The organism is Kitasatospora sp. NPDC087314 (assembly GCF_044744365.1).
Taxonomy (GTDB): domain Bacteria; phylum Actinomycetota; class Actinomycetes; order Streptomycetales; family Streptomycetaceae; genus Kitasatospora.
Window position 1 is genome coordinate 294,906 of the sequence record NZ_JBIUYE010000006.1, and the last position, 25,336, is coordinate 320,241.

At 74.5% G+C, this 25,336-nt stretch carries 31 protein-coding genes; 14 read left to right on the plus strand and 17 right to left on the minus strand.

From position 1 onward, the window contains the following. Positions 1 to 20: 20 nt before the first annotated feature. The gene (locus ACIO5E_RS15565; RefSeq protein WP_400667587.1) at positions 21 to 1,019 is read right to left on the minus strand and encodes a hypothetical protein; all 999 of its coding nucleotides are present in this window, start codon (positions 1,017 to 1,019) and stop codon (positions 21 to 23) included. A gap of 221 nt (positions 1,020 to 1,240) precedes the next feature. Here ACIO5E_RS15565 and ACIO5E_RS15570 point away from each other — a divergent pair, with 221 nt between their 5' ends. The 5 genes from ACIO5E_RS15570 (at position 1,241) to ACIO5E_RS15590 (ending at position 5,929) form a co-directional block, all read left to right on the plus strand. Beyond that, complete coding sequence (locus ACIO5E_RS15570) at positions 1,241 to 2,356, plus strand: alpha/beta hydrolase (RefSeq protein WP_400667589.1); 1,116 nt, start codon at positions 1,241 to 1,243, stop codon at positions 2,354 to 2,356. Positions 2,357 to 2,429: 73 nt separating this feature from the next. Continuing rightward, positions 2,430 to 3,527 (plus strand): RICIN domain-containing protein, encoded by a 1,098-nt coding sequence (locus ACIO5E_RS15575; RefSeq protein WP_400667591.1) that lies wholly within the window; start codon positions 2,430 to 2,432, stop codon positions 3,525 to 3,527. 178 nt (positions 3,528 to 3,705) lie between these two features. Next, complete coding sequence (locus tag ACIO5E_RS15580) at positions 3,706 to 4,131, plus strand: hypothetical protein (RefSeq protein ID WP_400667592.1); 426 nt, start codon at positions 3,706 to 3,708, stop codon at positions 4,129 to 4,131. 11 nt (positions 4,132 to 4,142) lie between these two features. Further along, entirely contained in the window at positions 4,143 to 5,324 is a 1,182-nt protein-coding gene (locus tag ACIO5E_RS15585; RefSeq protein ID WP_400667593.1) for a sensor histidine kinase, read from the plus strand. Continuing rightward, positions 5,321 to 5,929, plus strand: a complete 609-nt coding sequence (locus ACIO5E_RS15590; RefSeq protein ID WP_400667595.1) for a response regulator — start codon at positions 5,321 to 5,323, stop codon at positions 5,927 to 5,929. The genes ACIO5E_RS15585 and ACIO5E_RS15590 overlap by 4 nt, the downstream gene beginning before the upstream one ends. Positions 5,930 to 5,968: 39 nt before the next feature. Here the strand turns inward: ACIO5E_RS15590 and ACIO5E_RS15595 are convergent, their stop codons facing one another. The 3 genes from ACIO5E_RS15595 to ACIO5E_RS15605 form a co-directional block, all read right to left on the minus strand. Then, entirely contained in the window at positions 5,969 to 6,490 is a 522-nt protein-coding gene (locus tag ACIO5E_RS15595) for a peptidylprolyl isomerase (protein ID WP_400667597.1), read from the minus strand. A 23-nt stretch (positions 6,491 to 6,513) separates the two neighbouring features. Then, the gene (locus tag ACIO5E_RS15600) at positions 6,514 to 6,642 is read right to left on the minus strand and encodes a hypothetical protein (protein WP_400667599.1); all 129 of its coding nucleotides are present in this window, start codon (positions 6,640 to 6,642) and stop codon (positions 6,514 to 6,516) included. A gap of 86 nt (positions 6,643 to 6,728) precedes the next feature. Then, on the minus strand, positions 6,729 to 8,117 hold the full coding sequence (locus ACIO5E_RS15605) for an MFS transporter (protein ID WP_400667601.1): 1,389 nt from the start codon (positions 8,115 to 8,117) through the stop codon (positions 6,729 to 6,731). A 219-nt stretch (positions 8,118 to 8,336) separates the two neighbouring features. Between ACIO5E_RS15605 and ACIO5E_RS15610 the strand changes: the two genes are divergently transcribed. Continuing rightward, positions 8,337 to 8,540: a hypothetical protein gene (locus ACIO5E_RS15610; protein WP_400667603.1), complete on the plus strand. Its 204-nt coding sequence runs from the start codon at positions 8,337 to 8,339 to the stop codon at positions 8,538 to 8,540. A gap of 168 nt (positions 8,541 to 8,708) precedes the next feature. Here the strand turns inward: ACIO5E_RS15610 and ACIO5E_RS15615 are convergent, their stop codons facing one another. After that, on the minus strand, positions 8,709 to 9,347 hold the full coding sequence (locus ACIO5E_RS15615) for a hypothetical protein (RefSeq protein WP_400667605.1): 639 nt from the start codon (positions 9,345 to 9,347) through the stop codon (positions 8,709 to 8,711). Here ACIO5E_RS15615 and ACIO5E_RS15620 point away from each other — a divergent pair. Next, complete coding sequence (locus ACIO5E_RS15620; protein ID WP_400667607.1) at positions 9,273 to 10,226, plus strand: NAD-dependent epimerase/dehydratase family protein; 954 nt, start codon at positions 9,273 to 9,275, stop codon at positions 10,224 to 10,226. The two genes, ACIO5E_RS15615 and ACIO5E_RS15620, sit on opposite strands and share 75 nt — an antisense overlap. A gap of 42 nt (positions 10,227 to 10,268) precedes the next feature. Here ACIO5E_RS15620 and ACIO5E_RS15625 read toward each other — a convergent pair whose 3' ends face one another. Next, a complete protein-coding gene (locus ACIO5E_RS15625; RefSeq protein WP_400667609.1) occupies positions 10,269 to 10,592 on the minus strand; it encodes a DUF1330 domain-containing protein in 324 nt (107 codons plus the stop codon). 162 nt (positions 10,593 to 10,754) lie between these two features. After that, positions 10,755 to 12,215, minus strand: coding sequence for an MFS transporter (locus ACIO5E_RS15630; protein ID WP_400667611.1), 1,461 nt, complete (start codon positions 12,213 to 12,215; stop codon positions 10,755 to 10,757). Between the two features lie 165 nt (positions 12,216 to 12,380). On the opposite strand from ACIO5E_RS15630, the gene ACIO5E_RS15635 reads away from it, so the two are divergent. The 4 genes from ACIO5E_RS15635 (at position 12,381) to ACIO5E_RS15650 (ending at position 15,392) form a co-directional block, all read left to right on the plus strand. Then, complete coding sequence (locus ACIO5E_RS15635) at positions 12,381 to 12,836, plus strand: MarR family winged helix-turn-helix transcriptional regulator (protein WP_400667613.1); 456 nt, start codon at positions 12,381 to 12,383, stop codon at positions 12,834 to 12,836. A 108-nt stretch (positions 12,837 to 12,944) separates the two neighbouring features. Further along, a complete protein-coding gene (locus ACIO5E_RS15640) occupies positions 12,945 to 13,613 on the plus strand; it encodes a hypothetical protein (protein ID WP_400667614.1) in 669 nt (222 codons plus the stop codon). A gap of 194 nt (positions 13,614 to 13,807) precedes the next feature. After that, positions 13,808 to 14,758: a hypothetical protein gene (locus ACIO5E_RS15645; RefSeq protein ID WP_400667616.1), complete on the plus strand. Its 951-nt coding sequence runs from the start codon at positions 13,808 to 13,810 to the stop codon at positions 14,756 to 14,758. A 217-nt stretch (positions 14,759 to 14,975) separates the two neighbouring features. After that, a complete protein-coding gene (locus ACIO5E_RS15650) occupies positions 14,976 to 15,392 on the plus strand; it encodes a hypothetical protein (RefSeq protein ID WP_400667618.1) in 417 nt (138 codons plus the stop codon). Between the two features lie 63 nt (positions 15,393 to 15,455). Here ACIO5E_RS15650 and ACIO5E_RS15655 read toward each other — a convergent pair whose 3' ends face one another. Beyond that, positions 15,456 to 16,598, minus strand: coding sequence for an RNA-guided endonuclease InsQ/TnpB family protein (locus ACIO5E_RS15655; protein WP_400667620.1), 1,143 nt, complete (start codon positions 16,596 to 16,598; stop codon positions 15,456 to 15,458). Next, entirely contained in the window at positions 16,555 to 16,722 is a 168-nt protein-coding gene (locus ACIO5E_RS15660) for a helix-turn-helix domain-containing protein (protein ID WP_400667622.1), read from the minus strand. Before ACIO5E_RS15660 ends, ACIO5E_RS15655 begins: the two co-directional genes overlap by 44 nt. A 282-nt stretch (positions 16,723 to 17,004) precedes the next feature. Between ACIO5E_RS15660 and ACIO5E_RS15665 the strand changes: the two genes are divergently transcribed. Beyond that, complete coding sequence (locus ACIO5E_RS15665) at positions 17,005 to 17,187, plus strand: hypothetical protein (RefSeq protein ID WP_400667624.1); 183 nt, start codon at positions 17,005 to 17,007, stop codon at positions 17,185 to 17,187. Positions 17,188 to 17,510: 323 nt separating this feature from the next. On the opposite strand, the gene ACIO5E_RS15670 is transcribed toward ACIO5E_RS15665, so the two are convergent. The 3 genes from ACIO5E_RS15670 to ACIO5E_RS15680 all read right to left on the minus strand — a co-directional run bounded on the left by ACIO5E_RS15670 (position 17,511) and on the right by ACIO5E_RS15680 (position 20,002). Next, the gene (locus tag ACIO5E_RS15670) at positions 17,511 to 18,509 is read right to left on the minus strand and encodes an aldo/keto reductase (protein WP_400667626.1); all 999 of its coding nucleotides are present in this window, start codon (positions 18,507 to 18,509) and stop codon (positions 17,511 to 17,513) included. Positions 18,510 to 18,577: 68 nt separating this feature from the next. Next, the gene (locus ACIO5E_RS15675) at positions 18,578 to 19,120 is read right to left on the minus strand and encodes a hypothetical protein (protein WP_400667628.1); all 543 of its coding nucleotides are present in this window, start codon (positions 19,118 to 19,120) and stop codon (positions 18,578 to 18,580) included. Between the two features lie 153 nt (positions 19,121 to 19,273). Beyond that, complete coding sequence (locus tag ACIO5E_RS15680) at positions 19,274 to 20,002, minus strand: PH domain-containing protein (RefSeq protein WP_400667630.1); 729 nt, start codon at positions 20,000 to 20,002, stop codon at positions 19,274 to 19,276. Positions 20,003 to 20,359: 357 nt separating this feature from the next. Here ACIO5E_RS15680 and ACIO5E_RS15685 point away from each other — a divergent pair, with 357 nt between their 5' ends. Continuing rightward, on the plus strand, positions 20,360 to 20,806 hold the full coding sequence (locus tag ACIO5E_RS15685) for an XRE family transcriptional regulator (protein WP_400667631.1): 447 nt from the start codon (positions 20,360 to 20,362) through the stop codon (positions 20,804 to 20,806). A gap of 96 nt (positions 20,807 to 20,902) precedes the next feature. Here the strand turns inward: ACIO5E_RS15685 and ACIO5E_RS15690 are convergent, their stop codons facing one another. The 4 genes from ACIO5E_RS15690 to ACIO5E_RS15705 form a co-directional block, all read right to left on the minus strand. Next, a complete protein-coding gene (locus tag ACIO5E_RS15690) occupies positions 20,903 to 21,331 on the minus strand; it encodes a sigma factor-like helix-turn-helix DNA-binding protein (RefSeq protein WP_280677473.1) in 429 nt (142 codons plus the stop codon). An 80-nt stretch (positions 21,332 to 21,411) separates the two neighbouring features. After that, on the minus strand, positions 21,412 to 22,203 hold the full coding sequence (locus tag ACIO5E_RS15695; RefSeq protein WP_400667634.1) for a helix-turn-helix domain-containing protein: 792 nt from the start codon (positions 22,201 to 22,203) through the stop codon (positions 21,412 to 21,414). A 20-nt stretch (positions 22,204 to 22,223) separates the two neighbouring features. After that, entirely contained in the window at positions 22,224 to 22,457 is a 234-nt protein-coding gene (locus tag ACIO5E_RS15700) for a hypothetical protein (protein WP_400667635.1), read from the minus strand. Positions 22,458 to 23,251: 794 nt separating this feature from the next. After that, positions 23,252 to 23,752, minus strand: a complete 501-nt coding sequence (locus ACIO5E_RS15705; protein ID WP_400667637.1) for a cupin domain-containing protein — start codon at positions 23,750 to 23,752, stop codon at positions 23,252 to 23,254. A 241-nt stretch (positions 23,753 to 23,993) separates the two neighbouring features. Here ACIO5E_RS15705 and ACIO5E_RS15710 point away from each other — a divergent pair, with 241 nt between their 5' ends. Next, positions 23,994 to 24,818 carry a hypothetical protein gene (locus tag ACIO5E_RS15710; RefSeq protein WP_400667638.1) on the plus strand — a complete coding sequence of 275 codons (825 nt, stop codon included), beginning with the start codon at positions 23,994 to 23,996 and terminating at the stop codon, positions 24,816 to 24,818. Positions 24,819 to 24,825: 7 nt separating this feature from the next. Here the strand turns inward: ACIO5E_RS15710 and ACIO5E_RS15715 are convergent, their stop codons facing one another. Next, positions 24,826 to 25,143, minus strand: a complete 318-nt coding sequence (locus tag ACIO5E_RS15715) for an NADAR family protein (RefSeq protein WP_400667943.1) — start codon at positions 25,141 to 25,143, stop codon at positions 24,826 to 24,828. Positions 25,144 to 25,336 lie beyond the last annotated feature (193 nt).

Genomic DNA, 25,336 nt, shown 5'->3' on the forward strand with positions numbered 1-25,336 from the left:
TCCGGCCCGGCGCGACCGGCTCACAGCCAGCCGCGCCGGGCCGCCTGCACGCCCGCCTGGAAGCGCGTGGTGGCGCCCAGCTGCGCCGACAGCGCGGAGACGCGGCGCACCACCGTGCGCCGGCCCAGCCCCAGTCGCCGCGCGATGGCGTCGTCGGTGGCGCCGCTGGCCATCAGGGTGAGGATGCGGCGGTCCCGGTCGTCGATCTGGAGGTCGACGGCGGCCACCGAGGCCGGCACGGCCAGCCGCCAGAGCGTCTCGAACACCGCCGCCAGGGACCGCAGCAGGCTGGAGGGCCGGATCAGCAGCGAGACGACGCCGGGGCGGCCGTCGGCCGCCAGCGTGACGATCGCCAGGTCGTCGTCGCCGAGGGCGAGTTTGAGCGGCGGCTCGTCCAGCGTGCGAGCCTGCTCCCCCGCCTCGATCATGCGCGCCATGTTGGGGCCCGCGACCGGGTCGTCGAAGGCGCAGCCGTGGTAGATCGAGCGGTAGACGACCCCGGCGGCCATCCGCTGGCGCTGCAGCACCTCCTGGTCGAGGTAGTAGGCCGAACTGCCGGAGTAGGGCGGCACGTCGATGACCCGTACCTGGTGGCGGGCGGCGAGCTGGAGGCGGCGGCTGGCCGCCAGCACCTGGGCGACGTCCTCGACCACCTCCAGGGCGCCGTAGGTGCCGGCGTCGCGCCGGGCGAAGCGGTAGAGGCGTTCCAGCTCCGCCCCGGCCCGGCGCGCGGTGGCCTGCCGGACGGCGTCGCTGTGCAGCACCGCCTCGACCACCCGGCCGGGCGGCAGCGCCTCCCAGGCGTGGTCGCGGTCGTCGGTGGTGCCGGCGGTGTCGAAGGCCACGGCGACGCCCTCGTCCGCGAGGTCCCTGAGCACGGCCAGGACGGTGTCCTCGTCCAGGCCCGCCCCGTCCGCCAGTTCCGGTACCCGCGCCCGTGGCCGGCCGACCAGGCAGTGGTAGACCCGGCCGCGCTCGGAGTCGGGATCCAGCACGTCGTGCACGACGCCCCCCGTCATCGTGTCGGTGTGTCATCTCGTCGGTGCCGCCCGGGTGGTCGGTGCCGCCCGGGCGCACGGACCGTCGGAGGCTACCCGCACCGGTGGCGCACATGCGCCGGTGGCCCACGTGCGCCGCCGGGCGCTCTGGCGGACGGCGAGGTGACCTCGCAAGAGTTGTCGGAGTCCAGACAGCTCCAGCGGTTCCCCCAGGAACGGCACCCTCACGGCCAAGGACGACCATGACCCCAGCCCTGCCCGCCCGGCGCCCGCCCGTACGGCCCCGGCGCGCCCTCCTGCGGCGCGCCAGGACGGCCGTCGCCGCCCTGGCCGCCGGCCTCCTGCTGCTGGGCGTGCCCGCCGCGCGCGCCGAGGCCGCTGCCCCGCCGCCGATGAAGGACGGCTTCGGGCTCACCCAGGTCGGCGCCGCCACCGGCAGCGCCACCAACTTCGTGATCACCGTGACCACGCCCCAGGTCGCCGGGGAGCACACCATCCGGATCCTGCTGCCCGCCGACTACGCGGCCGACCCGGCCAAGCGCTACCCGGTCCTCTACTTCCTGCACGGCGCCTCGGACAACCCGAGCGACCCGGCCCTGGCCTACCCCGCCCTCACCGCCGCGCAGTCGATGATCACCGTCATCCCGGACGGCGGCCTGCGCGGCTGGTACACCGACTGGCTCGACCAGGGCACCGCCGCCGGGGCGCAGAACTGGGAGACCTTCCACCTCGACCAGGTCGTCCCGTTCATCGACGCCAACCTGCGCACCCTGACGGGCCGCCGGAGCCGGGCCGTCGGCGGCCTGTCGATGGGCGGCTTCGGCGCCCTGCACTACGCCCAGGACCGCCCCCAGCTGTTCGGCCAGGTCCTCACCATGTCCGGCGCCAACGACCTCTCCGCGAACGAGATGATCATCCGCGGCGCCGTGGTCGCCACCCTGACCAACGTCGGCACCGTGCTGTGCGGGCCCAGCAACGGGCAGCCCTGCGGCCTCGACTTCGGCCCCACGGTCTCCAGCGACGCGATCTTCGGCACGCCCTACCCGGTGTTCAACGCCGACTGGCGCTGGAACGCCGCGGACCCGGCCTCCCGGATGGGCCTGCTGGCCGACACCGGCATCGCGGTCTACACCGGCAACGGCCACGGCAGCGCCGCCGACATGGAGTTCTGGGCCGAGGGCACCGCCAAGCGCGTCAAGGACCGCCTGGACGCCCTCCACCTGCCCTACCACTACGTCGACTACGGCGACGGCGCGGCCTGGGGCCCCAACTGCAACGGCGGCCACAGCGCGGGCTGCTGGGCGCAGGACCTCGTGGACTACGTCCCGCGCCTGGAAGCGGCCTTCGCCGCCGCCTGACCGGCCCGCCCTCTTTCTTTCCGCTTCCTCTCCCTTCTCCCTCTCCCCGTTCCCGACGAAAGGACCCGACCCAGTGCCCTCCGCCACGACCCCGAGCCGACCGGCTCCCTGGCTGCGCCTGATCGCGGCCGTCCTGGTGACCTGTTGCGCCGCCCTGGGCTTCACCGCCGCCCCCTTCGCGACCGCCCGGGCCGCCGCGGCGCCGGCCGCCGCCTGCGCCTCCCCGCAGCAGTGCCTGACCATCAAGTCCCTCAGCAACGGGCGCCAACTCGACGTCCAGAACGGCACCATGGGCGACGGCGCCTACATCGTCACCAACTCGGCGCCCGGCTACCACCAGTCCTGGCGGCTGAGCGTCGACCCCTCCGACTTCTCCTTCACCATCGTCAACAACGACACCGGCAAGTGCATCGACCTGGCCTTCTTCACCCCGGCCCTGCGCCAGCAGACCTGCGCCGGGCAGGCCAGCCAGCGGTGGTTCCTGCAGCCGGTCGCCGGGTCCGACGACGCGTTCATGATCCGCCACCTGGGCGACAACACCTGCCTGGACCTGCTGCTCGGCGCCCAGTACGACGACGCCTGGACCGACCAGTACACCTGCAACGGCACCGCCAACCAGCAGTGGTCCACCGGCTTCCCGCAGGCCGCCCGCAGCCTGGCGATCGACCACGCCGCCAAGCAGTGCCAGAAGGACACCTCCTCCTGCTCCTGGGCGCTGAAGAGCGAGGCCCCCGCGGCGCCGCTGCCCAAGATCTGCGTCTCCTCGGTGTGGTTCAACAACACCAGCAGCGCCGCCCAGCAGAGCTTCGCGGTCACCAACATGACCGGCTGGTCCAGCAGCATCGGCGGCGAGATCGGGGCGGAGATCTCCGGCGGCGCCCCCGGCGGCGTCTTCACCACCGCGGTCAAGACCGCTGTCAACTACAGCAACGTCTGGCAGGGCTCGACCACCGTCAACAACGCCGTCACCGTCAACGTCCCGCCCCAGCAGTACGGCTGGGTGACGCTGGCCGAACTCGCCCGCAAGGTCACCGGCAACTGGACCTTCGACGCCCGCGGCATCCCGTGGACCGCCGAGGACACCGTCACCGTCCCGCTCACCTCCGACCCCAGCGGCGGCGCCACCGTCTACATCGCCAACACCAGCCCCACCTTCACCACCTGCGCCTGAGTCCCACCGCCCCACCAGCCGCCGCCCGGCCCCGCCGGGCGGCGGCCCTGCTCTCCCCCGCCCTGCTCTTCGCCGCCCTGACCTGCCCGGACCCGCCCGGACCTGCTGACAATTGTCACGGGTGGCCGGTGCGCCAGCACACTGCCGGGCGGGGCCGGCGCGCGGACAGCATGGGGGCATGACCTCCACCGATGTGATGAGCCACCCCGACACCGTTCGGGCCTTCCGCAACGTCAGGCGACTGGTGTTCGCCTACCTGGGCCTCAGCGTGGTCACCCTGGCGGCCGCGTTCGCCCTCCGTGGCCGTCCCGACCTGGTGAACGCGGCGGTGTGGATCCGCGGCACCGCCGTCGTGGCCAGCGCCGTGGTCACGTACCTGTTCACCACCCGGGCCGCACGCGGCTCGCACGGGGCGTACCGGCGCCTGCGGATCATCTCGGCCGTCATGATCGCGGCGATCGTCGTGATCATCTCCGTGCCGGGCACCTTCCCGTTCTGGATGAAGGTCGAGCAGGCCCTGTGCGGGCTGGTGCTGCTGGGGGTGGCCCTCGTGGTCAACGGACGCCACCTGCGTACCCTGTTCGCGCGATCCGACGCGACGTGAGGAAGGTGCGGGTGGACGAGGACACGCGGACGACCCGCAGCGGGCGCGCCGACGAGCAGCGCGCCCCGCAGCGGTGGACGCAGGGCTGGCGGCGGATCACGCTGGGCAGCGGGATGCTGGTCTACCCGGGCCTGACCGCCGTCGCCATGAGCGGCACCGTCTCCGGGGCGGCCCTGGTCGCCGGGTACGCGGTCGTCGCCGCGTTCTGCCTCTGCGTCGTCCTCGCCGCCACCACGGTCCGCGCGGGGCGGCGGCGGGCGATCGTGCTGGTGGCGGTGCTGGGCGCGCTGTTCCTGGCCGCGCTGCCGTTCGCCCACGGGGACGCGTTCTTCCTCGCCGCCGTCGTCGTCTCCTTCGTCGCCGTGCTGTGGCGCCGCCTCGCCTCCTGGGTGGTCGCCGCCGCCACGCTGGCCGCGCTGCTGGTGCCGTGGGCGGTGCCCGCCTGGCACACCGGGCCCGGCACGTTCCAGGCGCTGGCGCTGCTGTTCACCGCGCTCACCACGGGGGCGTTCGCGGAGATCGCCGCCACCAACCAGGCCCTGGTGGCCGCCCGGGCCGAGGTGGCGCGCCTGGCCTCGGAAGCGGAACGCAACCGGATCGCCCGCGACCTGCACGACCTGCTCGGGCACTCGCTCACCGCGATCACCGTCAAGTCCCGCCTGGCCCAGCGCCTCGCCGGCAAGGACCCCGACCAGTCGCTGGCGGAGATGGCCGCGGTGGAGTCGCTGTCCCGCCAGGCGCTGGCCGACGTCCGGGCCGCCGTCACCGGCTACCGCGACGTCACGCTGGCCGGCGAGCTGGCGCGCGGGCGCGAACTGCTGCGCGCCGCCGGGGTGGTCGCCGACCTGCCGACGTCCACCGACCCGCTGGCCACGCGGGACGGGGAGCTGTTCGGCTGGGTGGTGCGCGAGGGACTGACCAACGTGGTCCGCCACGCCCGGGCCGGCCGCTGCACGGTGACCGTCACCGGCTCCTCCGTGGAGATCCGCGACGACGGGGTGGGAGCGGGAGGCAGGACCGGCGAGGGCAGCGGGGTCGGGAAGGGGCTGACCGGGCTGCGGGAACGGGTCGCGGTGGCCGGCGGTACCGTCGAGGCCGGCCCGCTGAGCCCGCGCGGGTGGCGGCTGCTGGTCACCGTCCCGCCGGGCACCCGCGGCGGGCGGCGCGAACCCGCCCGGGAAGGGACGACATGACGATCCGCCTGCTGCTCGCCGAGGACCAGGAACTGGTCCGCACCGCGCTGTGCGCCCTGCTCGACCTGGAGGACGGCTTCGAGGTGGTCGCCGCCGTCGGCCGCGGCGACCAGGTGGCCGACGCGGCCCTCGCCCACCGGCCCGACGTGGCCCTGCTGGACATCGAGATGCCCGGACTCGACGGCCTGGCCGCAGCCGCCGTCCTCTCCCACCAGGTGCCCGGCTGCCGGGTCGTCATCCTCACCACCTTCGGACGCGCCGGCTACCTGCGCCGGGCGATGGAGGCGGGCGCGCTGGGCTTCGTCGTCAAGGACGCGCCGGCCGAGGTCCTGGCCGACGCCATCCGCCGGGTCGCGGCGGGCGAACGGGTGGTGGACCCGGAACTGGCCGCGGCCACCCTGGCGGCGGGCGCCTCCCCGCTCACCGCCCGGGAACGGGACGTGCTGAACGCCTCCCGCTCCGGAGCCGGCGTCGCCGAGATCGCCGCCAAGCTCTACCTCTCGGAAGGAACGGTGCGCAACTACTTCTCCTCCGCCATCGCCAAGACCGCCACCCGCAACCGCACCGAGGCCCTGCGCACCGCCGACGAGCGCGGCTGGCTCTGACTCCGCCGCGCGACGGGCGCAGGACCACCCGGGGGCGGGTCAGAGGCGCTCGATGGTCACCTTGGTGATCACGACGTCCTCCACGGGGCGCTCACCGTCGACCGGGACGGCGGCGATCGCGTCGACCACGGCCCGGGAGTCGGCGTCGGCGACCTGGCCGAAGATGGTGTGCCGGCGGTTCAGGTGGGCGGGGGTGCCGACGGTGATGAAGAACTGGGAACCGTTGGTGCCCGGCCCGGCATTGGCCATGGCGAGCAGGTAGGGCTTGGTGAAGTGCAGTTCGGGGTGGAACTCGTCGGCGAAGGCGTAGCCCGGGCCGCCGGTGCCGGTGCCGGTGGGGTCGCCGCCCTGGACCATGAAACCGGCGATCACCCGGTGGAACAGCGTCCCGTCGTAGTACGGGCCGCTGCCCGGCCCGCCGGTGCGCGGGTCGGTGTACTCCCGGGCGCCCTCGGCGAGTTCGACGAAGTTGCGGACCGTCTTCGGCGCGTGGAACTGGAACAGCTCCAGCCGGATCGGGCCCAGGGTGGTGTGCAGGGTCGCGAACAGGCCCTTGGCCATGGCGGACTCCTTTGCTCGGATGGTCAGTTGGGAGCGGGGACCGGCTCGACGGGGCCGAAGTCGCGGAAGGTGCCGTAGCTGCGGCCCGTCAGCGCGGTGAGGCCGAGCACGCTCGCGGCGGTGGCCAGGACGGTGGTGCGGCGGATCGTCAAGAAAGGTCTCCGGTCGAGAGGATCGGTGTCGGCATCCTGGCACACGGCGGGTTCGTGGCCGAACCGGCCCTGTGTCGGGCGACAGGTCAGGAGGGGGCGGGCAGCCGGCGGGCGCCGAGGGCGACGGACAGGGCCATCAGCAGGTAGATCACCACGGCCGCGACCGCCGGCCCAGCGATGCCGCCCCCGGAGGAGAAGCCGCCGAGCAGGGCCACGCCGATGGTGGTGCCCGAGGAGCGGCCGGCCGACATCAGGCCGCTGGCCAGGGCCGAGCGGTGCGCCGGCGCGGCGGCCATGACCAGGGTGATCTGCGGCACCGTCGCCAGGCCGAAGCCCAGGCCGATGAAGAGCAGCCCGACGCCGGTGCCGACCGGGACGCTGCTGCCCACCAGCGCCAGCAGCAGGCCGCCGACCAGGGTCAGCGCCGTCGCGATGCCCAGGACCCGTGGGGCGCCGAGCCTGGCGTGGACGCGTCCGGCGACCAGCGGCATGAGGGTGATCGGCAGGGCCGAGGGCAGGAAGCACAGCCCGGTGGTGACCGGATCGTACCCGCGCACCTGCTGCAGGAAGACGCTGATCGAGAACACCAGCCCGTAGTAGCCCGCGAACAGGAGCAGGCCCGCCGCGACGAAGGCCCGGAAGCCCGGCGCGCGGAACAGGTCCCCGGGGATCATCGGGAAGGCGAAGGTGCGCTGGCGCACCACGAAGGCGGCCGCGGCCAGCACCGCGACGGCGGCCGCCGCCAGGGGCAGCGGCCTGGTCCAGCCCAGTTCCCGTCCCTCGGTCAGGGCCAGGGCCACACCGCCGAGGGCGGCGATCGCGAGCAGCTGGCCGGGGATGTCCTGGGGCTCCCTGCGCGTCTGCCGCTCGTCCCGGGGCATGTGCCGCGCCGACAGCCACAGGATGGCCAGCACGGCCGGCACGTTGACCAGGAAGATGCTGCGCCAGCCCACTGCCGCGACCAGCGCCCCGCCGAGGATCGGGCCGAAGGCGACGGGGCTGCCGCCGACCATCGCCCACACCGAGACGGCCTTGGCGCGCGCCTCCGAGTCCCGGTAGGTGTCGGTGATCATCACCAGCGTCGCAGGGGTCAGCAGGACCCCGCCGAGGCCCTGCAGGGCCCGGGCCGCGACGAGCGCGGCGCCGTCGGGGGCGAGGCCGCACAGCAGGGACGTCACGCCGAAGGCGGCGACCCCGAGGCGGAACATCCGCACCGCGCCGAAGCGGGCGACCATCGCGGCCCCGGCCAGCACCAGGCTGGCGAGGACGATCGCGTAGGCGTCGACGACCAGTTGCATCGTCGACAGGCTCGCGTGCAGGCTGGTGCGGATCGCGGGGATCGCGACGTTCACGATGCTGATGTCGATGACGATCATCGCGGTCGCCAGACTGGCCGCCGTCAGGACCCGGCGCGGTCTCGGGGACGCCCCGTCCACGTCCGGCGGGTCGATGTCGAGGCTGGTCGAGTTGGCCATGCGGCTGCCGTTTCAGGTGAGGGCGGGGTTCCGTCGATCATCGTGCCGCGAGACCCCGGCCCCGGTAAATCCCGGACGGCGCCAACTGTCCTGCGGAGCGGGCGGGTTGTCCGCCTGCGTGGTGGATTGGCCCGGTTTCGGGCGGGTCGGCGGCGCGGGCGGGGCCGCGGGTTGAGAGGATCGGCCCGATAACGGGGATGAACGGGAAGGGGTGGGGCCGTGATCGGCGCTGTGCTGGTCGGAATCCTGGTGGTCGTGGTCGGCGGCTGCGTGTGCGTGGTGTGGGCCGAGCGCGGCGGGCCCCGCTGGGTGCGCGTCGTGGCGTCCGCGACGCTCGCCTCGGGGGCCCTGCTGCGCCGCTTCCAGCGGAGCCGGCGCCGGAGCCTGCGGAGCGGGGACAGCGGGGGCGGAGACGGGGACTGAGACGTGTCCGACGAGGAGGGGCGGCTGCGGCGCGCCTTCGCGGGGCAGTTGGACGCCAGCAACGCCGCCCGCTGGCACGAGAGGTTCGCCCGGCTGCTCGCCGAGCGCCCCCCGGGCGCTGCCGCCCCGGCCGCGCGGGCGGCTAGGGCGGGCGGGGCGGGCGGGGCGTCAGCTCTGGGTGGAGCGGCGGGAGACCGCGACCAGCGCCGCGCCCGCGGCGACGGCCGCGGCGGCGCCGCCGGCCTCCCAGCCCAGGCCGTCGGCGCGGGCGGTGAACTGGCCCTCCTTGAGGAAGGCCAGGAGGTCCGCGGCGGTGCCCCTCAGCGCCTGGTCGGCGGCCTTGCGCAGCGCCGGTCCGGCGCCGTCGGAGATCTGGACGACCCTCAGCCTGTTGTCGGGGACGCGGTTCTCCTCCAGCTCGACCCCCAGGAAGTGCCGCACATCGGCGGCGGTGCCGGCGAGGGCCTTCTGAGCCGCCTCGCGCACCTTGGGGCCGGTCTCCTTGTCGGCGAGGATGCGCCGGACCTCGGCCCGGTCCTGCTCCTCCTGGCCCGATCCCTGGTCCTCGGCGCCCTTGGACGCGGTGTCAGGGCCGGAGACACCGGCCGGCTGAGGGTTGTCGGCGGCCGAGGCCTCCGGTCCCGAAGCCCGCGCGGGAGCCCGCGACGGCGGCTCAACAGCCGGTGGACACGGGCGCGTTGCAGGCCCGCGCTGCCCCTTAAGGTGGGGCGGATGAGCTTCCACATGGTTGTCGGATACGGGCCCGCCGGGGCCGCCACCGCCCGTCTGCTGGCCGAGCAAGGACACACCGTCCGGGTCGTCACCCGGTCGGGGCGCCCCGCGCAGGGCGGTGCGGCGGCGCCCGGCGTCGAGCACGTGGCGCTGGACGCGGGCGATCCCGCGCGGCTGGCGGAGGCCGCGCGCGGCGCGGCGGCGATCCACGGCTGCGCGGCGCCGCCGCTGGCGCAGTGGACCGCGCGGTGGCCGGCGCTGGCCTCCTCGCTGTGCGCGGCGGCCGAGTCCACCGGGGCGGTGCTGGTCATGCTCGGCAACCTCTACGGCTACGGGCCGGTCGCGGGCCCGCTGACCGAGGACCTGCCGCCGGCCGCGACCGGTCCCAAGGGGCGGGTGCGGGCGGCGGCGTGGGAGCAGGCGCGGGCGCTGCACGAGGCCGGGCGGATCAGGGCGGTCGAGGTGCGGGCCTCGGACTTCTTCGGCCCCGGGGTGACGGACGGCGGGCACCTGGCCGCACGGGTGATGCCGGGCCTGCTGAAGGGCCGGTCCGTCGCGGTGCTCGGTGAGCCGGACGCGCCGCACAGCTGGACGTACCTGCCGGACGTGGCACGGGCGTTGGTCGAGGTCGCGGGCGAGGAACGGGCCTGGGGGCGGGCCTGGCACGTGCCGACGGCCCCCGCGCTGCCGGTGCGGGCGATGGTGGAGCGGCTGGCCGCGCAGGCGGGCACCGGCCCGGTCGCGGTGCGCCGGCTCTCCCCCGCCCTGCTGGGCGCGGCGGCGCTGTTCTCTCCGCTGCTGCGCGAACTGCGGGAGGTCCGGTACCAGTTCGACCGGCCGTTCGTGGTGGACTCCTCCGCCTACGAGGCCGCGTTCACGGTGCGCGCGACCCCGCTGGAGGAGCAGGTCGAGGCGACGGTGCGGTGGTGGCGCGAGCGGCCGCGGGAGCGCTGACGAACGGCTCAGCGCTTGAACTCGCCAACCGCTTGAGCCCCGTCAGTGCTTGAGCGCGTTCGCAGCGCGGTAGCCGGCGGGCACGCCGTCGACGAAGACCACGTCGGCGACCATGTGGCGGGTGCGCAGCGGGAGGATCTCCTGGTAGGCGGGCGAGTCGTACCAGGCGCGCAGCCGCTCGCGGTCGGGGAACGCGATGAGGATGAGGCCCGGTCCCCAGGCGCCCTCGACCGTCTCGACGGGGCTGTCGTGGATCAGGAAGCGGCCGTCGAAGGGGTCCAGGGTGGCGTCGATGCGCTGAAGGTACTCGACGATGTCGGGGCCGAACTCGACCGAGTGGACGTGGGCGAGGGCGTAGGCGGTCATCGCGGTTCTCCTGCGGGTTGGTCGGGTGTCCGTCGTCTGCGACGGTACGGCCGGCCGGGGTGGGGCCGAATCCGTCACGGATCGGCAGGGGGTACGTAGTCGGGACCGCCCCCGGTGGGTGCCGGGGGCGGCGGCGTGGGAGCAGGGTGGTCCGACGGGTGGTCAGGTCGTTGCGGCGTCCTTGGCGGGGGCCGGGCGGCCGGCGGGCGCGGCGGTGGGCGGGGCGGGGATGGTGGCGGCGACGGCGGCGGCGGCGAGGGCCACGCCGCAGCCGATCAGCAGGCCGACCCTGAAGCCGCTCTCCGACGGCAGGGTGTGGCCGCCCAGGGTGGTGGTGAGCTGGGAGAGGACCACGCCCACCACGGCGGCGGAGACGGAGGTGCCGAGCGAGCGCATCAGGGTGTTGAAGCTGTTCGCGGACGCCGTCTCGGACAGCGGCACCGCGCTCATGATCAGCGCGGGCATCGCGCCGTAGGCCAGGCCCACGCCGCCGTTGCACACCAGCGTCACCACCAGCACGCCCCAGGTGGAGCCGATCAGGACCATCGAGAGCCCGTACCCGACGGCGATCGCGAGGGCGCCGGCGACCAGGGTGAACTTGGGGCCGCGGGCGGCCGACAGGCGTGCGCCCAGCGGTGAGACGGCCATCATCATCAGGCCCGAGGGCGCCATCCACAGGCCCATCGCCAGCATCGACCGGCCCAGGCCGTAGCCGGTGGCCTCGGGCAGTTGGAGCAGCTGGGGGATGATCAGCGCCTGCGCGTACATGCCGAAGCCGACCAGGACGGAGGCCGCGTTGGTCAGCAGCACCCGGGGGCGGGCGGTGACCCGCAGGTCCACCAGCGGTTCGGCGCAGCGCAGTTCCCACCGGCCCCAGGCGAGCAGCAGGACGACGGCGGCGGCGAACAGGCCGAGGGTGAGGGGGGCGGTCCAGCCCCAGTCGGCACCCTTGGAGACGGGCAGGAGCAGGCAGACCAGGCCGGCGCCCAAGCCGGCCGCGCCGACGGGGTCGAAGCGTCCTGCGGCGGGGCGCCGGGCGGGGGCGGGGACGAGGAAGCGGATCATCGCGGCGACGACCAGGGTGAGTGCGGCGGCGCCCCAGAACAGCGCCCGCCAGCTCGCGTACTCGGCGACGGCGGCGGCGATCGGCAGGCCGAGGCCGCCGCCGATCCCCATCGAGGCGCTGACCAGGGCGATGGCGGAGCCGAGGCGTTCGGGCGGCAGGACCTCGCGCAGCAGGCTGATGCCGAGCGGGACCACGCCCATGCCCATGCCCTGCAGGCCGCGGCCGACGATCATCGGGACGGCGGCGGAGGCGAGTGCGCACAGGACCGAGCCGATGAACAGCGGTACGCAGCAGGCCAGCAGCATGCGGCGTTTGCCGAGCAGGTCGCCGAGGCGTCCGCTGATGGGGACGAAGACGGCGCCGGCGAGCAGGGTCGCGGTGATCGCCCAGGAGGCGTTGGACGGCGTGGTGTGCAGCAGGCGGGGCAGTTCGCCGATCAGGGGGGTGACCAGGGTCTGCATGATCGCGGCCACGGTGCCGGTGAAGGCGAGGGTGGCGACGATGCCGGTGGTGGACGTGCCGGTGGCGGTCGGGCCGGCGGGCTGGGGGCCGTCCATGGCGGGACTCCTCGGGGACTGGACGCGCTGGATGTGTATCGTGCACATCATATGTATCGAGCACACTACATGGCCGGGTCACACCCCTTTGCCATACTGGGCAGGAACCGCGAAACCCGCAGGTCAGCGCTGCGGCGATGAGGATGAAGGGCGAGGGAGCACGGCATGGGCGAACGCACGCACCTGGTCGAGTTCGAGTACATGGTGCTCGGCCGCCACCACTACCTGAGCCAGTCCGCCGCCCGACCGAGCGGCAGCACCCTGGAGCGCAGCGCGTACATCCTGCTCAGCCGCATCCGCATCCAGGGCCCGATGTCCATCGGCGAGCTGAGCGAGGCCTTCAACCTGGACGCCTCCACCCTCAACCGGCAGACCGCCGCCATGACGCGCGCCGGCCTGGTCGAGCGGATCGCCGACCCGGACGGCGGGATGGCCCGCAAGTTCCGCCTCACCGACGAGGGCGACCGCCGCCTGGACGAGGAGCGCGAGGCCCACGTGGAGGCCCTGGACCGGGTGATGGCCGACTGGTCCGCCCAGGACGTCACCGCCTTCGCCGCCTACCTGCGCCGTTTCAACACCGACATCGAGCACCTCGACGGCCGCCCCTGGCCCCGGCCCTGACGGGGCGGACCGCAACAGGGGGCGCGACGGGGTCCGCGACGGGGTGCCTGCTAGCATCCGCGCAGTTCGAAGCGGATGATCATCAGACAGCGGGCAGGGTGGGACCGAATGCAGGACAGCACCGGGGGCGAGCCGCGGAGCACGGAGGCGGCACAGGACGCCGGGGCACGGCGCCGCCGCAGGCGCTCCGTCGGCATCGCGGCGGGGGCGGGCGTCCTCGGCGCGGCCGGGATCGGCGCCGCGCTGCTGCTCACGGGCTCGCCGGGCACCGCCCCGACGGCGCCGGACGCGGCTGTCACGTCGAGCCCCTCCCCCGCCGCGCCGCCCCCGGAAACCGCACCGGCCCCTTCGCCGCCGGCCGCCGCGCCGACGGCGCCGGAGACGGCCGAGACACCCACGGCCACGCCGGCGGCGGACGGGGCCGAGGCCGTGCCCGCCACCGACCCCGAGCCGCCGGCCGCCAAGCCGACGACCCCGGCCCGCCCACGCCCGACGGCCGCCCGGGACAAGACGGTTCCATCCACCCCCGCCCCGGACAAGGCGGTTCCACCCGCCGCCGCCCCGGCGGGCACGCAGCCGCAGCCACCCACCCACACCAAGGCGCCCGCCGCCGAGCCGTCCTCCGACTGGACCGTGCCGCCCAGGCCGCCCCTGCAGACCTTCAAGCCGGTGCCGACCCTGGCCCCCTGCCCTCCCCTGCAGGCCATGACCTACGACGGCCTATGCCACCCTCTCGGCCCAGTGATCACTCTGCCCCCGGCTCAGCCGGCCGGCTGAGCCGGGCGACCGCAACCGTCGGCAGGGTGGTGGGGGCGGGGTGGGGTGGGGTGCCGGGCGCCCCCCCAGAAAACTGGGATACCGGCGATTGATCGGACGCTGACAAGCTGACGGCGGCGGGCGGCCCGGAGGGCACCCCCGTGCCACCCGGTCCGGCCGCCGTCCCCCGTCGTCTCCCCTTCCTGGAGAGCCCTGTGCGTTCGTTAGTCCGGCGTGTCGTCCTCGGCATCGCGCTCGCCCTGACCGGCCTGGTGCTGGTCCCGGGCGGCTCCGCCTCGGCCGACACCCCCTCGTCGATCCTGTTCAACCAGAAGTCCGAGCGCTGTCCCAACGGCGCGCTGCTGGACACCGGCCTGCACCCCTGCGCGCCGTCCGACGGCCCGGGCCAGTGGGTGTTCAAGCCCGTCGCGGGCCTGCCGAGCGTCTACACCCTCAACAACACCAACGACCAGCGCTACTGCCTGACCGCCGACTACACCCCCTCCAGCGCCGGGTGCCGCACCGACGACACCTCGCAGCAGTGGCGGGTCACGCCGTGGACCGCGGCCGACAGCACGTCGAGGTACGACCTGATCGGGATCCGACTGCAGAACATCTCCAACTCCCAGTGCCTGGACAACACCGAGCACAGGATCGGCGGGGGCTGGCGGCTCTACATGTTCCCCTGCAACGACGGCGGGTACCAGGAGTGGGACATCTACCGCGGCACCTACGAGGCCCTGTTCGGCAAGGTCGCCACCCACAACGGCATGACCTGGGCCGCCCTTGAGCAGCGCTCCGACAACGTCGTGCACGTCGGCTACGACAACAACAGCAACCCGTACAGCGGCGACACCCCCGCCTCCGCGCAGCTGCCCGTGCTGTGCCTCAAGCAGGACGGCCGCCCCGCCCCCGCCGGCGTGCCCACCAGCGGCTACCACAGCTGGGCCGGCGGCGAGGTGAAGGCCACCATCCCCACTTCCGGCAGCCAGCTCACCAGCCGCGCCGCCGCCGACCAGCTCTGCGCCGGCTACTTCGGCACCGGCTTCAGGATGGCCGAGTTCCACGACGGCGCGGGCTGGGGCCTGTGGGCCAACGGCACCCTGCCCGCCGGCACCCGCTTCTGGACCGCCATCAACGACCAGCCGGCCAACCCCTGGAGCTGACCCTCCGCCACGGGGGCACGGGGGAAGAGGGCGGGCGCCGACCCCGGCGCCCGCCCTCTCGCCGTGGACGTGCGCGCCCCTGGGCCTCGACGGCGGCTGCCGACACGCGCGTCGACGGTCGCGGCGCCGATCACGAACTCCCGCTGCGCATCGACGGGTTGGCGGACCGCGCGCACGTGTTCGCCGACGGGCGCCCGCCCGGCGTCACGGCCCGCAGATGGACGACCGCAAGGGCATCACCCGCGGGGTCTCACACGGCGGCCAGCGGCTGTTCGGCTGGCAGATCCGGCCGCTGCCGCTCACCGACCTGGGGCGTCTGGCCTTCGAGGAGTCGGTGGCGGCGCGCGCGGGCCACCCGGCGTTCCACCGCTTCACCGCCGCCCTCGACTCCCCCGCCGACGCCTTCGTCGCCCTGCCCGGCTGGGGACGCGGCCTGCTGTGGCTCAACGGCTTCCTGCTCGGCCGCTACAGCGCCGCCGGCCCGCAGCGCACCCTCTACGCCCCCGCACCGCTGTGGCGCGCCGGCGCCAACGACCTCGTCGTCCTCGAACTCGACCGCCACGGCGAGGCGGTGGAGCTGCGCGACCGGCCCGACCTCGGGCCCACCGCCTCCGCGCCCAGCTCCGAGTACTGACCGGCCCGGGGGCGGTACGGGGTCAGTCCCACCAGAACGACCACTGTTGACATCCTCCCCCGGCTAAAGCCGGGGGATTCCAACACCGGCGGGGTGTTGAGGTTCACGGGCACTCGACCGCTGGTGCGGTGTTGCCCCTCCGGTACCGGAAGATGTCCTCCGGGGCCTTACGGCCTGTCCTACCGCGACGTTGGTTGCTGCGTTGGTATCCGCATTGCAGGTGAAGCCGCAGGATACGCACTCGAAGTCGGCTTGGCTCTTGCGCGACTCCTTCTCGATCCATCCGCAGGCGCTGCACCGCAGACTGGTGTACGGGGCCGGCACGTCCTGCACACGTCCGGGGGCCTTGTGCTCAGTGCGCTGACGCAGGAGGCCCCAGCCCTGGGCAAGGATGGCCCGGTTCAGCCCGGCTTTCTGTGTCACGCTCCTACCCGGTTCCGCCGTGGTGCCCTTGGCGGAGGCGGTCATGTTCTTGATGTTCAGCTTCTCGAACCGGATGACGTCAAAGCTCCGGGCGAGCATGGTTGAGGTCTTCTCGCACCAGTCCTTGCGCCGGTTCGCCTCACGCGCCCTGAGTCGTGCGGCCTCGGCGTACTCGTCTGTCTTGCGATCGCTGCCCTTGGGTGCGCGTGCGGCGCGTCGCTGGGCCTTGCGGATCTGCGCGCGTTCCTTGACCGTGAGCTGTGGGCAGTTCAGCGTCCGTCCGTCGGACAGGGCCGCGGTGATGGCCACGCCCCGGTCGATACCGATGATCCCGCCCGTGCCGGGCGCAGGTATCGGGTCGGGTACGACGGCGAACGCGACGTGCCACTGACCGTTTCGCCAGGTGACACGGAACGTCTTCGCCGAAGGAAGCCCCGGGCGGGTGAGACGGAAGCGGACCCATCCGCAACCGGGAACCCTGACCTGAGCCCACCGGCGGTTGAGCTTCTGCACCACCACCGAGCGGCCCATGACCTGACGGCCCCTGGCGTTCAACCTCGGCGACCCGTCCGTCTCCCACTCGGGTACGCGGTCGGTGCCGATGACGCGGAAGCCCTCATGCCGGTACTTCCTACGCCAGGTCGGCTCACCGAACCCGGAGGTGAAACGCGCCTGCTTGGCCTTCGTGAAGTCCTTGAGCGCCTGCTGCTGAACGTCCGCGTTGCCTGCGCCGAGCCACTCATTCGCGCCGGGCCACGGTGAGCTGCCGACACTGCTCCGCAAACCCGGGCGCCGCCTTGCGACCCGGCTTCCAATGAGCGTGCTGCTCGGCCGCGAGGTTCCAGACGTACCGGGCGTGCGCGCAGTGCAAGAGCATCCGCTCTTCCTGCGCGGGCGTCGGATACATCCGAAAACGTGACACACCGTCACCCTATCGGCACGCAGTGGCCAGCGTCATCACGTTCACGTTGTTACCCCCGGCAACCGGCACACCCGACTCGTCGACCAGGCGGCCACCGACCGCCGGTCCCTCAACTCCGCTCCGCCCCACCTGCCAGAGATCGCTCCCACTACCGTCCCTCCCGGGACGCCGGATCGCCTTGATGGCGATTCGGCTACCCCTGACCCGCTTCGCGGGAAGCCGGATTCCCCCACCGGCCAAAGCCGGTGGCACCCTCCGGTTCCACTGATGGTTGACCGGGCCGCTCCATCCGCAGGCGGCCAGCGCCTCGGCACCGCTGCCCGCCCGGACCAGGCCGAGGCGCGCCTCCCGTACGGACAGCAGCGCATCGGCCAGACCGCGGGCCTCGACGCCGGGGGCGCCGCCGGGGACGGTGGCGGCGGGGCCGGACCGGGCCAGGCGGGGCCGTAGGGGGCCAGGGCGGCCTGGAGTCCGCCGGCGCCCTCGGGGCCGGCACCGCCCTCGCTGTCTTCCCCGGTGCCGGCGCCCTGCTCCCACCAGCGCCGCAGCAGGGCGTCGGGGGCGTAGTAGGCGGGGTCGGACACGGCGCCGGGAAGAGCTCGCCGGACAGCCAGGGGCGGAAGTCCGGGTCCGGGTCCGCGCCCAGGGGGACGGGCAGCAGCGGCCACAGGCCGGACTGCGGGTGGGCGCGGTGGAGCTGCTGCCACAGGCCGGCGGGGGGCGGGGGCGTCGGCACCGACAGCGGGCACCGACAGCGGGCGGCGGGCGGGGCGTCAGGCCCAGGGCAGGGCGGCCCGGGTGCGCCAGTACGCCTCGGCAGGTTCGGCCAGGGCGGCGAGGGCGGCCAGGTCCTCGGGGGCCGGGTGCAGGGTGGCGGCGGTGAGGTTGGAGGCGAGCTGGTCGACGGTGGCTGCGCCGGACAGCACCAGGCTCGCCCAGGGCTGGGCGGCGGCCGCGGCCAGGGCGAGGGCGTCGACGGACGCACCGGTGCGGGCGGCGAGGGCGCGCAGCGCGGCGGTGTCGTCCCCGGTGGCGTTGCGGCCGGCCAGGCGGCCGTTGGCCATGCCCTCCTTGACGACCACCAGCCAGCCGGCGGCGTGGGCCTCGGCCAGGGCGGGGGCGGCGGAGGGCTCCAGCAGGTTCCAGGTGGCCTGGACGGCGGCGAACAGCGGCCGGCCGTCCACGGTGACCTCCAGGGCGGCGCGGATGGTGTCCGCCTGGGCCGGGCCGCTGGTGGACAGGCCGATCCGCACGCCCTGTCCGGCCAGGTCGGCCAGACGGGCGTGCAGGGCGGCGTCGGTGAGGGCGGGGCTGTCCGGGGTGACGGAGTGGACCAGGTAGACGTCCAGGTGCGGGCCCAGCAGCGCCCGGCTCTCGCGGACCTGGCGGTCGAACACCGCCGTCGAGTGCTCCTTGACCTCGTGCGCGGCCACCCCGGTGGCCTGCCAGCCGGCGGTGTAGGTGTAGCCCCACTTGCTGCCGACCGTCACCTGCGCCGCGGCCTCGGGGTGCTCGGCCAGCCACTGGGCGACGAACTCCTCGGCGCGGCCGTAGGAACGGGCGGTGTCCAGGTAGCGAACGCCGGCGGCGTACGCGGCGTCGAGCAGGGCGTGGGTGCGCTCGCGCAGCGCCTCGACGGTGCGTTCGGCGGGCAGGTCGGCGTCGCGGCCGAGGGTGATGTAGCCGGGCCGGCCGACGGCCGCGGTGCCCAGGCCGTAGCGCGCGATGGGCGGGCGGTCGGCGGGGGCTCCGGTGGCGGGGGCGGTCGGCATGGCGGGGTCTCCTCGGGTGGGCGGCGCTCACCTGGGACTTTATCGGGCGTGCCGCTGCGGCCGCCGGGCTACCAGGCGGTGGAGGCGCGCCGGGCCGGGGTGCCGGGCTGGGCCGGGATGCCGGGCCGGGCGGGGGTGCCGGGGTGGGCCGGGGTGCCCGTGGTCTGCGCCGGGCGGGGCGCGGGCGCGCCGAGGCCGCCCGAGGAGGAGGTACGGACGGCCCGCGGCGCGGCGGGCAGGGCCTCGACGGGGCGGGTGGCCCGGTTCGGGGCGGGGGCCGGGGCGAGGACCTGGTCGAGGCGGATGACGAAGTTGACGTAGTCCATGGCCTTGCCGGGCCAGTGGCAGTCGTTGCTGGTCACCAGGCGGCTGCGGACGCCGTCGCGTTCGGTGACGGGCCCGGGGGTGACCCGCAGGTTCGGCTGCCAGGTGCGGCCCCACAGGTGGTGTTCCAGGGCCAGCGTCCAGCTGTCCTCGTCGACTTCCAGCGTGGCGCCGACCCGGCCGGGGACCACCCGGGTGCCGTAGGGGCCGCGCACCACCGCGCGCTGGTCGAAGCTCGCGTCCTTGCCGACCACCGTGATCCTCCACGCGCCGTGGAACCTGAGCATGGCCGCACTCCTGACGTCCTGGCGCACCGTCCGGGCGGGCGCGCCTCCCTCGAAGTCAACGGCCGCCGACCGCCGCTCGGCTCAATCGCACCGGCCCCATCGCACCGGCTCCATCACACCGGTCCGGACGGCCGGCCGGCGCGGGCCGGCCGGTCAGGAAGCGTCGGGGCGAACGGTGGGCCGGGCGGGTTCGGACGGAGCGGGTTCGGGCTGGGCGGGGACGGGCGCGGGCCCGCCGGGGGCGGTGTGGGCGAGCGCGGGGTAGCCGTGGGCGGTGAGGACGAGGTCGGCGTAGCGGCGGTCCTCGAACGGGACGCCGTGGCGCCGGAGCAGGTCGAACAGTTCGGCGAGGCCGCGGGGTTCGGTGCCGCGCGGCAGTCCGTCCCGGGTGGTGCCCAGGATGCCGAGGACCGGCCCGTGCAGGCGCGCGGTACGGGCGGTACGGGCCGGGCGGGCCGGGCGGGCCGGGCGGGCCGGGCGGGCCGGGCGGGCCGGGCGGGAGGTGCGCGCCGTCCGGCGGGGCGCAGGCGTCAGGCACAGCAGCAGGACCAGCCGGGGGGTGCCGGATTCGGTGTCCTGCCCGGCGTCCATCGTGAGGCCCTCGATGTCCTGCCACCGGTAGCGGCGCGGGACGAACACCCGGACCAGGGTCAGGCCGTGGTCGTCCGCGCGCAGCCAGAAGCCGTACGGGACGGGCAGCGCCACGCCCAGGACCGTCGCGCTCGACAGCAGCAGCGCGGGGACGGCGCCCATCCGGCCCGCGGCCCCGGTGTCGGCGAGCACGACGCCCGTCGCCAGGGCGAGTGCACAGCCGATGGGTGCGCCCGCGGCCCGCCACAGGAAGCCCAGCCGCACCGTCCGGTGTCGCGGCGCCGTGTCCACGGGTGTCCCCTTCTCACTTCGTGCCGTCGGTGCGTCCGGCCGGTCGGGCCGGTGGCGCCTCGGGCGTCGACGCCGCGCGGAACCTGAGGAGTCGGTCACTCCACCGGCCTGCCGAGATCGCTTGGCCGATCGGGGGGAAACGTCAAGTTGCGGCAACACGAACTGATGTGATGGGTCGTCAGGCAGCCTGGTCCGCGTGCCCGTCCAGGATGTCAGCCGCCGCGGAAGGGGTCAACTGGTGTGGATCGGCGGTATCTTCGGATCCACGCCAGCTGATTCCGTTGGGCTATCGTGACCTGGCCGGCCCTGCCCGCCCACCGGGACGGGACGCGCGGGGCCCGGTGGGGAGGGTGGGCCATGGGGGAGTCGAACCGGGAGGACGGTCCGGTGGAGTTGTCCGGGCTCGCGGCCAGGATCGAGGCGCTGTTCCACACCGTCCGCCGGCCCGACCGCGAGCAGTACACCAACGAGGAGGTGGCCCGGGCCTGCCGCGAGGCGACCGGGGAGTCGTTCTCCACCACCTACCTGTGGCAGCTGCGCACCGGGCGCCGGGACAACCCGACCAAGCGTCACCTGGAGGCGCTGGCCCAGTTCTTCCAGGTGCCGCCCGCGTACTTCTTCGACGAGCGGCAGGGCGCCGAGATCGCCAAGGAGCTCGCCCTGCTCGGCGCGCTGCGCGACGCGGGCGTACGCAGCCTGGCACTGCGGGCGGTCGGCCTCTCCCCCGAGGGCCTGGACACGGTCAGCGAGCTGATCGACGTCATCGTCCGCCGGGACGCGGCCCGCCGGCACCCCGCGCCCTGACGCCGCCGCGCCGCGCGCACCGCCCCCTCCCCCGCCGCCCCCGACCCGGTCGGGGGCCCGGTGCGATGACCGGCCTGGCCCGAACGGGCTGGGGTGCTACCGGCGTTCGGCCGCCAGCGAGCGCAACTGCACATGGACGGCGCCCGGTTCGGTGCCGGTCACGGCGGCGACCTCGGCGGCGGGCAGGTCCAGGACCAGGTGCAGCAGGAGGACGTCCTGCTGGGGGGCGGTGAGGTGGGCGACCGGCCCGAGCGGGCGCGGGCCGGCCAGGGCGCAGACGCGGCGGCGGACCGCCTGCCAGGCGCAGGCCGCCGGGCTGGCGGTGGCCAGGGCGTCGAGCCACTGGCCGCTGAGGTCCTCGAAGGCGCCCTGGACGGCCAGCGGGGCGTCGGCCGGGGTGAGCAGCAGGGCGGCGTAGTCCAGGTAGTGGCGCAGGTGGAGGTCGTACAGCGCCCACAGGCCCAGGGCCGGCCCGGTGGCGGTGCCGGCGGTGACGGTGGTCGGCTGTCGTGGTGGTGTCGGCATGGTGGGTTCCCGGGGTGGCGCGGGTGGGTGCTGGTCCGCGGACGGGGGCGCCGGTGGCGTGTCCCCGTCCGCGGACCCGGTCACACGAGCACCGGCGGGCTGTCGCCGGTGCCGTCGCGGCCCGCCGCGGCGGGGTGGCCGGGGTGCCCGGCGTCCTCGGCGCGGTCGGCGGCCAGGCTGTTGCGCAGGGTCACCCACAGCCTGAACAGGATGTCCGTCGAGGTGCCGCTGCTGGAGGACCGCATGGCCCGGGTGAACTCCCTTTGGTACGTACGGGAGTTCACCGGTGCCGGGAGGCGGGCGTTGTTCGTCCGCTCCCAGGCGGCCGCCCACAGCTCGCGGCGGGCCTCCTTGACCCCGCAGACCTCCATGTAGGTGACGAACACGGTCCTGCGCAGCGGGGCCTCGCCCTTGAGGACCAGGGCCAGGGTGCTGGAGGGCAGGCGCCCTCCCCTGGCCCGGGCCCGGCGGTCCAGCTCCTCCAGGGAGGGCCAGTCGGCCTTGCGCCGCATCTCGTGCATCGCCCGGCGCAGGTCGGCGTGGGAGTCGACCTGCTCGGGGTTGAGGCGTCGGGGCGCTCGGCGCTGGGCCCCGGAGGTCCGGGGTACGTGGGCCCAGTAGTTGGCGTGGGTCCACTTGCGGCGGGCCGTCTTGAGGTCGCCGTCACAGGCCCGGGTGAGGGCCTCGACGACCTCCCAGTTCGGCATGGTCCGGCCGCTGGTGGCCCGTTGCAGGGTGGTCGGGTGGTAGTTGGTCCGGGCGGCGAGCTGACGGTAGGTCAGTCCGGCCCGGTCACGCTGCTCGCGCAGCCACGCGGCGAGCCGGCCCAGGGCCGGCTCGGTCGCCGCGATCGGTTTCTCGTGGCGTCCCATCGGCGGGCAGGGGTTCCCCTCTAGACCCGCTCCCGCCGAAGCCTGACGGCCAACAGGCAGCCGCCGGTGGCCAGTTCGAGTGCCGCTCCCGCCGACATGCCCGCCGTCACCAGGGCGGCGGCCACGACCACCACCACGACGACCACGGCCGCCTGCGCGGGGCCGGGCAGCCACGGCAGGCCCGGACGCGACGGCACCGGGTGGTCTGCGGCACAGTGGGCGGGGGCGGGCTTCTTCTTCCGCTTCCTCGTCATCGAGGAGGTCCTCCTATATCACTGTCTACTCCAACGGGCGGGCACTTCGGTGGTTGGCGTCACACGAGGTACCCGTTCGCACAACACTCTGTCAGGCATACGGGTGATTCCCAATCGGTTCGGTGAACATCGCGCGGATTGATGCGCCAGAATCCCGGTCCCGGCCCGTGATCTCGTCACAACCCTTCGATATCAACGCAGTTCAGAGGCTCGAAACCGGAATTTGATGCATTTTTGTGCAACCTGCCCTTGTAGCCGTCCTGGCCGAATGTGACGATGTGTAGCAGCGTCATCCAGACCTGCGGGTCCGGAACCCGGGGGCGCTGTCTACTCCAAACATTTCGGGAACACCGGCAGCGGGCCGTGTTGGCGCATGGGCCCGTCCGAACAGCAGAGACCGCCCGGCCCCAGCGGCCCGAGCGGTCTCTCTGCGTTTCCCACCCGTCCTGCGCTCCCCGGCCACCCCGCGCCCACGCTGCCGGAGCGGATTGCGGGCCGGGCCGCTTGTGGCCCGCGCAGGCCCCGCCGGGCGGCGACCCGGCCGCGCTGCCGCGCGGACGGGCGGGGCCTGCGCGGGCCGGCGCTCGGGGCTCAGAACCCAGGACTCAGCACTGGGGGCGGCGGCCGTGGTTGGCCCCGCGCCTGGCCCGGGCCTTCTTCTTGCGGCGACGCTTCGACGACATTGGCCACTCCTCTCGCAACCGGGACCCCCGGCCTCCACCGTTCCACACCCGGCCCGCCCCGGCCCGTCGGGAGCGCCCGGCCCCCACCCGACCGGCCCGGCCACCCCGCGTTCAGGAGGCCAGGGCGGCGCGCCAGGCGGGGCTGTCGACGTAGTGGTTGTCGAAGCGCCCGGCGGAGGCGGCGATCGCGCCCGGGTCGGCCTCGCCGCGCATGACGCGGCCCAGCAGGCGCAGGTAGTCGAAGCGGTCCATGCCCGGCGTGAACACGAACAGGACGTCGGCCTCGGCGCCCGGGGCGGCGGCGAAGGCGTGCGGGGTGTGCGGCGGCACGGCGAGGAAGTCGCCCTCGCCCAGGATCGTGACCTCCTCGCCGACCAGCACCCGCAGCGAGCCGCTGATCACGAAGAACAGTTCCCACGCCCGGGTGTGGAAGTGCGCGGGGGCCCCGACCGCGCCCTCGGCGAAGGTGGAGCGGTAGCTCGTGAACCCGCCCTCGGTGTGGGCCGAGTCGGCGAGCAGGGTCATGGTGCTGCTCGGGTCGGCGCAGGTCTCGGCCTCGGCGTGGCGGGTCAGCACGGGGGCGGGGGCGGTGGTGTTCCTCGTCGTCGTCATGTGACCAGACTAGGACCGGAAAGACCGTCCATCAGGTGGCAATCCGGCACCGCTTTCCTGGGTCAATTCCGAGAGGCCCGCGCCGGCGGACGCCCCGCCCCGGTCGGCTCGTCAACGGGGCGGCGCGAGGGCATCCGATCGGGGGGGCGGATGTGCGGTGCGGGCCGCCGTGCCCGTAGCGTCGTCGCTGTACATGGCGAACGGCCCGGGGAGGGGTGTCGGCGATGCGGGAGTGCGGGTCATGAGGGGTGGGCGGCGGCCCGGACGGGCCGTGGCGGCCCTGGCGGTGGCGGTGGCGGTGCTGACGGCGTCCGCCTGCGGCTCCTCCCCCGTCCAGGACGACCCGGCCGACGACCCCGGTGGCACCGCCGCCCCCGGCGGGCAGCCGCTCGCCCTGGTCTACCGGGGCCCGGCGGCCTGCGAGGGCTGCCCGGAGGCGGCGCGGGAGCTGCTGGAGCGCGACGGCTTCGCGGTGCGCTACGTCGGTCCGCAGGAGCGGCTGCACTTCGGCGCGGGCGCGCTGGCCGGCGTCGCGCTGTACGTGCAGCCGGGCGGCACCAACGGGCAGGAGGTGAGCACCGCGTGGGGCCTGCTCCGGCGCGAGCCCGGCTTCTCGCCGGAGCTGGTGCGCGACTACGTCCACGGCGGCGGGCACTACCTGGGCCTGTGCATGGGCGGCTACCTGGCCGGCGACCCGGGCTACGACCTCCTGCCGGGCGACTCCGGGCAGTACATCCGCTCCCAGGGCGCGACCGTCACCGACGAGCAGGACCACCTCGTCGACGTCTCCTGGCGCGGCCGCCCGCAGCGGATGTACTTCCAGGACGGCCCGTACTTCGACGTCGACGGACCGGGCGTGGACGTCCTGGCCCGCTACTCCAACAACCGCGCCGCCGCCGTCGTCGCCTCCTACGGCACCGGCCGGGTGGCGGTCAGCGGCCCGCACCCGGAGGCCCCCGCGGACTGGTACCGCGACTACCACCTGCCGGACGAGTCGCGGACCGACCTGGGCCTGGGAGACGACCTGCTGCACGCCCTGATGTCCACGCCTCCGCCCGGCTCCTGACGCGCCGTCATATACCTGCGGCATCGCCCGCGGGGAACTCGGCGCGCAGCCGGGTGCGGGTGCGCATCAGGATGCGGCCGAGCATGTTCCGGCCGGTGCCGGTGCGCCCGCGCCCCCAGTAGTGGTCGGTGCCGGTGTCCTCGACGATCTCCTCGTCACCGGTGGCGAGCAGGACGGCGCGGATGTCGGCGTGCTCGCGGAACTTGGCCTCCACCGCCCGGCGCATCACGTCGTCCTTGACGCGCTCCCAGTCGCGGCGCAACGGTTTGGCGGGGTCGCGGCCGAGTTCGGCGGCGCGCAGCGGGGTGCGGGCACGACGGATCAGGTCGGCGTGGCGGGTGCCGGGGAACTTCTAGGCCTGGAAGTAGTGCTCGGAGGTGGGCCAGAGGTGTCCGTCGAGGTGCAGGGGGTGGGGGGGGAGAAGTTGGAGAAGCAGCCGTGGGGGGCTTCGTCGGCGCCGTAGAAGTAGATGGTCATCAGGGCCTCGCGGAGGGGTGGTGGCGGGAGCCGTACGGTCG

Bases quoted from the DNA above. Each gene is read 5' to 3' on its own strand.
- ACIO5E_RS15565 (WP_400667587.1), bottom strand. From the start codon at position 1,019: ATGACGGGGGGCGTCGTGCACGACGTGCTGGATCCCGACTCCGAGCGC.
- ACIO5E_RS15570 (WP_400667589.1), top strand. From the start codon at position 1,241: ATGACCCCAGCCCTGCCCGCCCGGCGCCCGCCCGTACGGCCCCGGCGC.
- ACIO5E_RS15580 (WP_400667592.1), top strand. From the start codon at position 3,706: ATGACCTCCACCGATGTGATGAGCCACCCCGACACCGTTCGGGCCTTC.
- ACIO5E_RS15590 (WP_400667595.1), top strand. From the start codon at position 5,321: ATGACGATCCGCCTGCTGCTCGCCGAGGACCAGGAACTGGTCCGCACC.
- ACIO5E_RS15595 (WP_400667597.1), bottom strand. From the start codon at position 6,490: ATGGCCAAGGGCCTGTTCGCGACCCTGCACACCACCCTGGGCCCGATC.
- ACIO5E_RS15605 (WP_400667601.1), bottom strand. From the start codon at position 8,117: ATGGCCAACTCGACCAGCCTCGACATCGACCCGCCGGACGTGGACGGG.
- ACIO5E_RS15620 (WP_400667607.1), top strand. From the start codon at position 9,273: ATGAGCTTCCACATGGTTGTCGGATACGGGCCCGCCGGGGCCGCCACC.
- ACIO5E_RS15625 (WP_400667609.1), bottom strand. From the start codon at position 10,592: ATGACCGCCTACGCCCTCGCCCACGTCCACTCGGTCGAGTTCGGCCCC.
- ACIO5E_RS15630 (WP_400667611.1), bottom strand. From the start codon at position 12,215: ATGGACGGCCCCCAGCCCGCCGGCCCGACCGCCACCGGCACGTCCACC.
- ACIO5E_RS15635 (WP_400667613.1), top strand. From the start codon at position 12,381: ATGGGCGAACGCACGCACCTGGTCGAGTTCGAGTACATGGTGCTCGGC.
- ACIO5E_RS15640 (WP_400667614.1), top strand. From the start codon at position 12,945: ATGCAGGACAGCACCGGGGGCGAGCCGCGGAGCACGGAGGCGGCACAG.
- ACIO5E_RS15650 (WP_400667618.1), top strand. From the start codon at position 14,976: ATGGACGACCGCAAGGGCATCACCCGCGGGGTCTCACACGGCGGCCAG.
- ACIO5E_RS15660 (WP_400667622.1), bottom strand. From the start codon at position 16,722: ATGTATCCGACGCCCGCGCAGGAAGAGCGGATGCTCTTGCACTGCGCG.
- ACIO5E_RS15665 (WP_400667624.1), top strand. From the start codon at position 17,005: ATGGTTGACCGGGCCGCTCCATCCGCAGGCGGCCAGCGCCTCGGCACC.
- ACIO5E_RS15670 (WP_400667626.1), bottom strand. From the start codon at position 18,509: ATGCCGACCGCCCCCGCCACCGGAGCCCCCGCCGACCGCCCGCCCATC.
- ACIO5E_RS15675 (WP_400667628.1), bottom strand. From the start codon at position 19,120: ATGCTCAGGTTCCACGGCGCGTGGAGGATCACGGTGGTCGGCAAGGAC.
- ACIO5E_RS15685 (WP_400667631.1), top strand. From the start codon at position 20,360: ATGGGGGAGTCGAACCGGGAGGACGGTCCGGTGGAGTTGTCCGGGCTC.
- ACIO5E_RS15690 (WP_280677473.1), bottom strand. From the start codon at position 21,331: ATGCCGACACCACCACGACAGCCGACCACCGTCACCGCCGGCACCGCC.
- ACIO5E_RS15695 (WP_400667634.1), bottom strand. From the start codon at position 22,203: ATGGGACGCCACGAGAAACCGATCGCGGCGACCGAGCCGGCCCTGGGC.
- ACIO5E_RS15700 (WP_400667635.1), bottom strand. From the start codon at position 22,457: ATGACGAGGAAGCGGAAGAAGAAGCCCGCCCCCGCCCACTGTGCCGCA.
- ACIO5E_RS15705 (WP_400667637.1), bottom strand. From the start codon at position 23,752: ATGACGACGACGAGGAACACCACCGCCCCCGCCCCCGTGCTGACCCGC.
- ACIO5E_RS15710 (WP_400667638.1), top strand. From the start codon at position 23,994: ATGAGGGGTGGGCGGCGGCCCGGACGGGCCGTGGCGGCCCTGGCGGTG.